This window comes from Shinella lacus (genome assembly GCF_010994755.1).
Lineage (GTDB): Bacteria > Pseudomonadota > Alphaproteobacteria > Rhizobiales > Rhizobiaceae > Shinella > Shinella lacus.
Map to the genome: position 1 here is coordinate 1 of NZ_WHSB02000034.1, position 6,069 is coordinate 6,069.

At 65.4% G+C, this 6,069-nt stretch carries 6 protein-coding genes; 2 read left to right on the forward strand and 4 right to left on the reverse strand.

Features of this window, described 5'->3' with window-relative positions:
* A partial coding sequence (locus GB927_RS34480) for an IS1/IS1595 family N-terminal zinc-binding domain-containing protein (RefSeq protein ID WP_369431784.1) occupies positions 1–163 on the reverse strand: 163 nt, incomplete at its 3' end.
* A 402-nt stretch (positions 164–565) separates the two neighbouring features.
* On the opposite strand from GB927_RS34480, the gene GB927_RS34015 reads away from it, so the two are divergent.
* Positions 566–2,092, forward strand: a complete 1,527-nt coding sequence (locus GB927_RS34015) for an ABC-F family ATP-binding cassette domain-containing protein (RefSeq protein ID WP_256121557.1) — start codon at positions 566–568, stop codon at positions 2,090–2,092.
* 241 nt (positions 2,093–2,333) lie between these two features.
* Here GB927_RS34015 and GB927_RS34020 read toward each other — a convergent pair whose 3' ends face one another.
* From GB927_RS34020 to GB927_RS34030, 3 genes are all read right to left on the reverse strand, one after another.
* Positions 2,334–3,083 carry an RES family NAD+ phosphorylase gene (locus GB927_RS34020; protein ID WP_256121558.1) on the reverse strand — a complete coding sequence of 250 codons (750 nt, stop codon included), beginning with the start codon at positions 3,081–3,083 and terminating at the stop codon, positions 2,334–2,336.
* A complete protein-coding gene (locus tag GB927_RS34025; protein ID WP_256121559.1) occupies positions 3,043–3,420 on the reverse strand; it encodes an MbcA/ParS/Xre antitoxin family protein in 378 nt (125 codons plus the stop codon). Before GB927_RS34025 ends, GB927_RS34020 begins: the two co-directional genes overlap by 41 nt.
* Positions 3,421–3,540: 120 nt before the next feature.
* Positions 3,541–3,717 (reverse strand): hypothetical protein, encoded by a 177-nt coding sequence (locus tag GB927_RS34030; RefSeq protein WP_256121560.1) that lies wholly within the window; start codon positions 3,715–3,717, stop codon positions 3,541–3,543.
* Positions 3,718–3,947: 230 nt separating this feature from the next.
* On the opposite strand from GB927_RS34030, the gene GB927_RS34035 reads away from it, so the two are divergent.
* Entirely contained in the window at positions 3,948–5,810 is a 1,863-nt protein-coding gene (locus GB927_RS34035) for a methyl-accepting chemotaxis protein (RefSeq protein ID WP_256121561.1), read from the forward strand.
* The last annotated feature ends 259 nt before the right edge of the window (positions 5,811–6,069 follow it).

Here is a 6,069-nt window from a genome sequence, read left to right on the forward strand (position 1 = left end):
TGCTATTCATGTACATCTCGATCGCCATGGCCTTGGTCTTCGCGCTAAACCGGGGCTGACTGTCGGTGCTATAGCGGCCGCAGGCGCGACATCGATAGCGTTGATGGCCGGCCTTGCTGCCGCGCTTCATCAGATCGACACCACCACAGCCCGGGCAATCCATCACCTGCCTCCACGCAAATCACCCCCATAGCAGAACCTCAAAAGCGTTCCGTGTAAACACTCCCCCCCTTGAGGGGGGGAGATGCCCGGCAGGGCAGAGGGGGGTATCTGCGGGTTAAACCCGCCCCCGTTGCCAATTCCCCCCTCCAATGCTACCCATACCCCTAGTTCGCAACACGTAAGAGAGGGGCTGCGCGTGAAGATCGACTTCCTGCCTAATCGCACGCATGGCCCTGGTCGTGCCCTGCAGATGCGTTTGCAGGGCTGATCGGAACGAACACTTTTCCTTCTGGTCTGCCTTTCCGGCGACGCGGTTTGCCGCGTCATTTACCCTTGAGCCTTTGTGCGTGACTGACGGCTGAATGCCGCGCCGCCAGAGGCCCTGAAAGACCAGAGAACTCCCATGTCGCTCATCACCATCCGTGCGCTCGACGTCACGCTGTCCACCCCCCTCTTTGCCAATCTCACCCTCTCCGTCGCCGCCGGCGACCGCATTGGACTCGTCGCCGCCAATGGGCGGGGCAAATCCACGCTTTTGAAATGCATCACCGGCGACTTCGAGCCGACGACGGGCGAGATTTTTCGCGCCCGCGGGCTGACGCTCGGCCATATGGAGCAGAACCTGCCCGCCGGGCTCGACGGCCTCACCTTTCGCGAGGCGGTGCTCGCCGCACTTTCGCCGGACCAGCAGGAAAGCGAAAGCTGGCGGGCCGATGTCACGCTGGAAGAGCTTGAGGTGCCGGAAGAATTGCGGGACCGGCCGCTCGCAAAACTCAGCGGCGGCTGGCAGCGCATCGCGCTGATCGCCCGCGTGCGCGTCGGCGAGCCGGACGTGCTGCTGCTCGACGAGCCGACCAACCATCTCGACCTCACCAAGATCGCCCGGCTGGAAGCGTGGCTTGCGACGCTGCCGCGCGACATGCCGGTCGTCATCTCCAGCCACGACCGCGCCTTCCTCGATGCCGTGACGAACCGCACGCTGTTCCTGCGCCCCGAACGCTCGCAGCTCTTTGCGCTGCCCTATTCCCGCGCCCGGGCGGCGCTGGACGAGATGGATGCAGCGGAAGAGAAGCGCTTCGAGAAGGACATGAAGGCGGCGCAGCAGCTTCGCCAGCAGGCGGCCAAGCTCAACAATATCGGCATCAACTCCGGCAGCGACCTGCTGGTGGTGAAGACCAAGCAGCTCAAGGAACGGGCGGAGCGCATCGAGGAGACCGCGAAACCCGCGCATCTGGAGCGTTCCGCCGGCGCGATCCGGCTCGCCAACCGCGGCACCCATGCCAAGGTGCTGGTGACGCTGGAAGATGCTTTGGTCGAGACGCCGGACGGCACGCCGCTCTTTCGCACCGGCCAGAAATTCATTTGCCAGGGCGACCGCATCGTGCTGCTCGGCCCGAACGGCGCCGGCAAGACGCGGCTGGTGCGGCTCCTGCGCCAGGCGGTCGAGGCGGCGGGGGCTAACCATCACGGCATCAAGGCGACGCCGTCGCTGGTGCTCGGTTATGGCGACCAGTCGCTTTCCGATCTCTCGGACAGCGAGACGCCGCATGGCACGATCATCCACCGCTTCGATGTCGGCGATCAGAAGGCGCGGAGCCTCCTTGCGGGCGCCGGCCTTTCGATCGAGATGCAGGGGCGGCCGATCGGCCTGCTTTCCGGCGGGCAGAAGGCGCGGCTCGGCATGCTGGTGCTCAGGCTCACCAACCCGAACTTCTACCTGCTCGACGAGCCGACCAACCATCTAGACATCGAGGGGCAGGAAGCGCTGGAGCGGGAATTGACGGCGCGCGAGGCAAGCTGCCTGTTCGTCTCGCACGACCGCGCCTTCGTGCGCGCGGTGGCGAACCGCTTCTGGGTGATCGAGAAGCGGCGGCTGATCGAGGTGGAGGGGCCGGAGGAGTTCTTCGCCGAGGCCGCCTTGTCGGCGTGAGCCGTTCGCGAGCTTCCTGCATCTCCCCTTGCCGATAGAAGGAAACCGTTGCCACATCCCCTTCTCCCCCGTGGGGAGAAGGTGGCCCGAAGGGTCGGATGAGGGGGGGTGGTTCGGATCGAGCCTTTGCGCCTTCGGCATCCCCCTCATCCGCCTGCCGGCACCTTCTCCCCGCGGGGAGAAGGGGAGAAAGGCACCGTCCAATGCAATATGCGCGCCCCTCGCCCGGAAATCACGGCCCTCAGCTGATGCGTGGGTCGGCGCGAAAATCCTCGCGGGAAAAGCCGATGCGGCGTGGCGGGTGATCACACAAAGCCTGCACGCCGAGCGCCGACAGCCGGATGCGCCAGGTCTGGCGCTCCACCGGTTTGGGCTGGGCGAAGGCGGTGGCGGTGAGCAGCGCCATGTTGGTGCCGGCCGCGGGGTCGCGCACCGAGCGGTAGAGGATGGCGCCCACGCCCGCCGCCCGCGCGCCGTCCGCCAGCGACTGGCAGGCGGCGTAGTCGGTCGGGTGCGCCCACAGCGCCGCGTCGCGGTCGAGCGGCGGGGTGGTGAGGTCGATGGCGTGCTCCGTGCCGATCGCGGCGGAGAAAGCGGTGTAGTCGGCTGCGTTGGCCGGCAGCGGCGTCGCGGGCGATTCGGCGAAGAACAGCAGGCGGTAAAAGGCCATTTCGGACAGCGCCGTCTCCACCGACAGCGCGGCATAATAGACGCCGAGCGTGCGCCCTGCCCTGCGGAAGCGCGAGCCGTGCGGATAGACCGCGCCATAACGAAAGGGCGTGGCGAGCAGGTAGTCGAGGCCGGCGCATTCCGGCGGCAGCACCGGCTTGCTCTCCTCCAGGATGTCCTCCAGCAGCGCCTGCTCCTCCAGCGTATCGACGAGCTTCAGCGTCGATACGCGGTGCTGCGCCTCGACGAACCGCCAGACGGGACCCGAGAAGGGCCGCGCCTCAGACGAGAGCGCGGCGGGCGTCCAGATAGGCAAGGACATCGACAAGACCGGAAATGGAGATGATACGATCGACAGGGCGGGCGCCGAGCGCGGTGTTTTCCGCCGTCATCCAGGCACGCGCGACACCCTCGTCGCCGCCGGTAATAGCATCGAGCGAGCGGAACAGGCGCACGAGCAGCACGGCCAGCTCGAAGGGCTTGGTGCCGCGTTCCAACAGCACGTCCTGCCGCTTCAGCCGCGACACCGTCGCTTCCGAAACGCCGATGACCGCCGAGAGGATGCGCGCCGTCAGCCCCAGCCGGTCCGCCGCGCTGACGGCCGCCTTGGTGAGCACAGTGCCTTCTGCATTGGCCTGCGGTATGGGTTTGCGCTGCATGGGACCATCTCCTTTCATGAGAAAGAATATAGTCTCTATTTTTCTAATGACAAGGGAAAACGGCAGAAGGCCCGGAGGCTGGGGCTCCGGGCCTTCGCACAAGGTCTGTGCCTGGGACGCTTACTTGCAGACCTTGATCTTCTTGATGATGACGTTGCCGTAGTAATCGTAGGACTTCACCTTCTTGATGAAGCAGTGCGGCTTGTAGCCGTAGCTGTAATAGCCGGCCTGCGAGGGGGCGGCAAAGGAGATGGCGGCGACGGCTGCGATGGCGGCGGAAATGATGATCTTGCGCATGGAAGTTTCTCCTGATCTCTGGGGGATGAGCCTCTCTCATCCAGTGATCAGACTTTCCCACATCGCTGAGGGGCGCGCTGTTCCAGATGGAACAGGCAAATTACAGCGCCTGCGCGACTGGCCTCGGGTGCACTCAACTAAAGTTAGATAATTCTAAATTTAATAGAAGCTAAACAAAATTATAATACTGTTCGAGCACCCCCCGGATTCCCGAAAAGCAGGGCCTTTCCATGAAGATATCGACGAAACTCGGTGCCGTGACGCTCTTTCTGACGCTGCTGCTCGCCGGCGCCATTCTCTCCACCTATCTCGTGCTCAATGCCATGTCGGCCTCGATGAGCACCATCGTCGTCGACCGGCTGGTGCCGGCCGCGAGCCTCAAGAAGGTCGGCGATCTCTATGCGGTCAACATCGTCGACACGGCGCACAAGGTGCGCAGCGGCGCGCTATCCTGGGAGGAAGGCCATCGGCTGAACGCCGAGGCGGTCGCCACCATCCAGAAGCTCTGGGACGCCTATGCCGCGACCTACCTGACCGCCGAGGAAAGCGGCCTCGCCCGGCAGATGACCGCGGAAATGCAGAAGCAGGCCGGCAGCATCGACGACCTCTTGAAGATCATGCAGGCGAAGGACAAGGCGGCGCTCGACGCCTATGTGGAAACCCGGCTCTACCCGACGATCGACCCGATCGGCACCTATGTCGCCGCACTGATCGACCTCCAGATCCGCGTGGGCGAGGAAGAATTCGCCAAGGCCGGCGCCACCAAGGATTTCAACCTGTTGCTGCTTGCGATCTTCGGCGCCGTGGCGCTCGCCGTCTCCGCCCTCTCCTTCTGGATTATCCTTGCCGGCGTGTCGCGCCCGCTCAACGCGATCACCGCCATCATGCAGACGCTCGCGCGCGGCGTGACGGATTTCGAGGTGCCCTTCCGCGCCCGCCGCGACGAGATCGGCAGCATTGCTGGCGCGGTGGAGGTCTTCCGCCAGTCGGCGATCGACAAACATAGCCTGGAACAGCAGGCCGAGGCGACGCGTCTCCAGGTGGAGGCCGATCGCGTGCGCCTGCAGGAGGAGGCCGAGGCGGCCGCCCAGCAGCGCCTGCGCCAGGCGACCTCCGGCCTTGCGGCGGGCCTGCGCCGGCTTTCGGCCGGCGAACTGGATTTCGAGCTGAACGAACCCTTCGCGCCGGATTTCGACGCGCTGCGCAGCGACCTCAACTCGGCGGTCGGGCAGCTCGGCGAGGCGCTGCGCGCCGTCGCGCAATCGGTCGACGAGATGGACACCGGCACGCGGGAAATCAGCACCGGCGCCGACGCGCTGTCCAAGCGCACGGAACAGCAGGCTGCCTCGCTGGAGGAGACCGCAGCCGCCCTCGACGAAATCACCGCCAACGTGACGAATTCGACGCGCCGGGCGGAAGAGGCCCGCACGGTGGCGGCGCAGGCCAACGGTTCGGCCGCCCGCTCCGGCGACGTCGTCGCCAATGCGGTCAACGCCATGCAGCGCATCGAACAGTCGTCGAGCCAGATTTCCAGCATCATCGGCGTGATCGACGAGATCGCCTTCCAGACCAACCTCTTGGCGCTCAATGCCGGCGTGGAAGCGGCACGCGCGGGCGACGCGGGCAAGGGTTTTGCCGTCGTGGCGCAGGAGGTGCGCGAGCTTGCCCAGCGCTCCGCCCAGGCGGCGCGCGAGATCAAGGAGCTGATCCGCAATTCCGAAGCCGAGGTGCGCAACGGCGTCAAGCTCGTCAGCGAGACCGGCGAGGCGCTGCAATCGATCGGCGGCTTCGTCGCGACGATCAACCAGCATATGGAGGCGATCGCCGTTTCCGCCCGCGAACAATCCGTCGGGCTTTCGGAGATCAACACGGCCGTCAACCAGATGGACCAAACGACCCAGCAGAATGCCGCCATGGTGGAGGAAACCAACGCCGCCTCCGCGACGCTGGTGGCGCAGGCCGAAAAGCTGCGCCGCCTGATCGGCCGCTTCACCCTCGGCCAGCCGGCGCGCCAGGCGCAGCCCGCCCCGCAAGCCCGCCCCCGCTTCGCCGGCAACACGGCGCTGAAGGTGGAGAGCTGGGAGGAGTTCTGAGCGTCCCGAAGAAAAGAGAGACGGCTGCGGCAATCTCCCACTGATCTCCCCCCTTGAGGGGGAGATGTCGCGAAGCGACAGAGGGGGGTGGCGACGGTGCGGCAAGCACAATTGCCGATGATAGATGAGGCTTACCCCCCTCTGCCCTGCCGGGCATCTCCCCCTCAAGGGGGAGTGTTCATGTTGGACTCGCGAGGCGTTTTCTTGCGAGGAAGATGTCGAGTGTGATCTGGAGCATTTCGAGTGTCTTTGAGGCGCG

Coding starts and splice junctions, on each gene's coding strand:
- GB927_RS34015 (WP_256121557.1), top strand. CDS start 566: ATGTCGCTCATCACCATCCGTGCGCTCGACGTCACGCTGTCCACCCCC.
- GB927_RS34020 (WP_256121558.1), bottom strand. CDS start 3,083: ATGTCCTTGCCTATCTGGACGCCCGCCGCGCTCTCGTCTGAGGCGCGG.
- GB927_RS34025 (WP_256121559.1), bottom strand. CDS start 3,420: ATGCAGCGCAAACCCATACCGCAGGCCAATGCAGAAGGCACTGTGCTC.
- GB927_RS34030 (WP_256121560.1), bottom strand. CDS start 3,717: ATGCGCAAGATCATCATTTCCGCCGCCATCGCAGCCGTCGCCGCCATC.
- GB927_RS34035 (WP_256121561.1), top strand. CDS start 3,948: ATGAAGATATCGACGAAACTCGGTGCCGTGACGCTCTTTCTGACGCTG.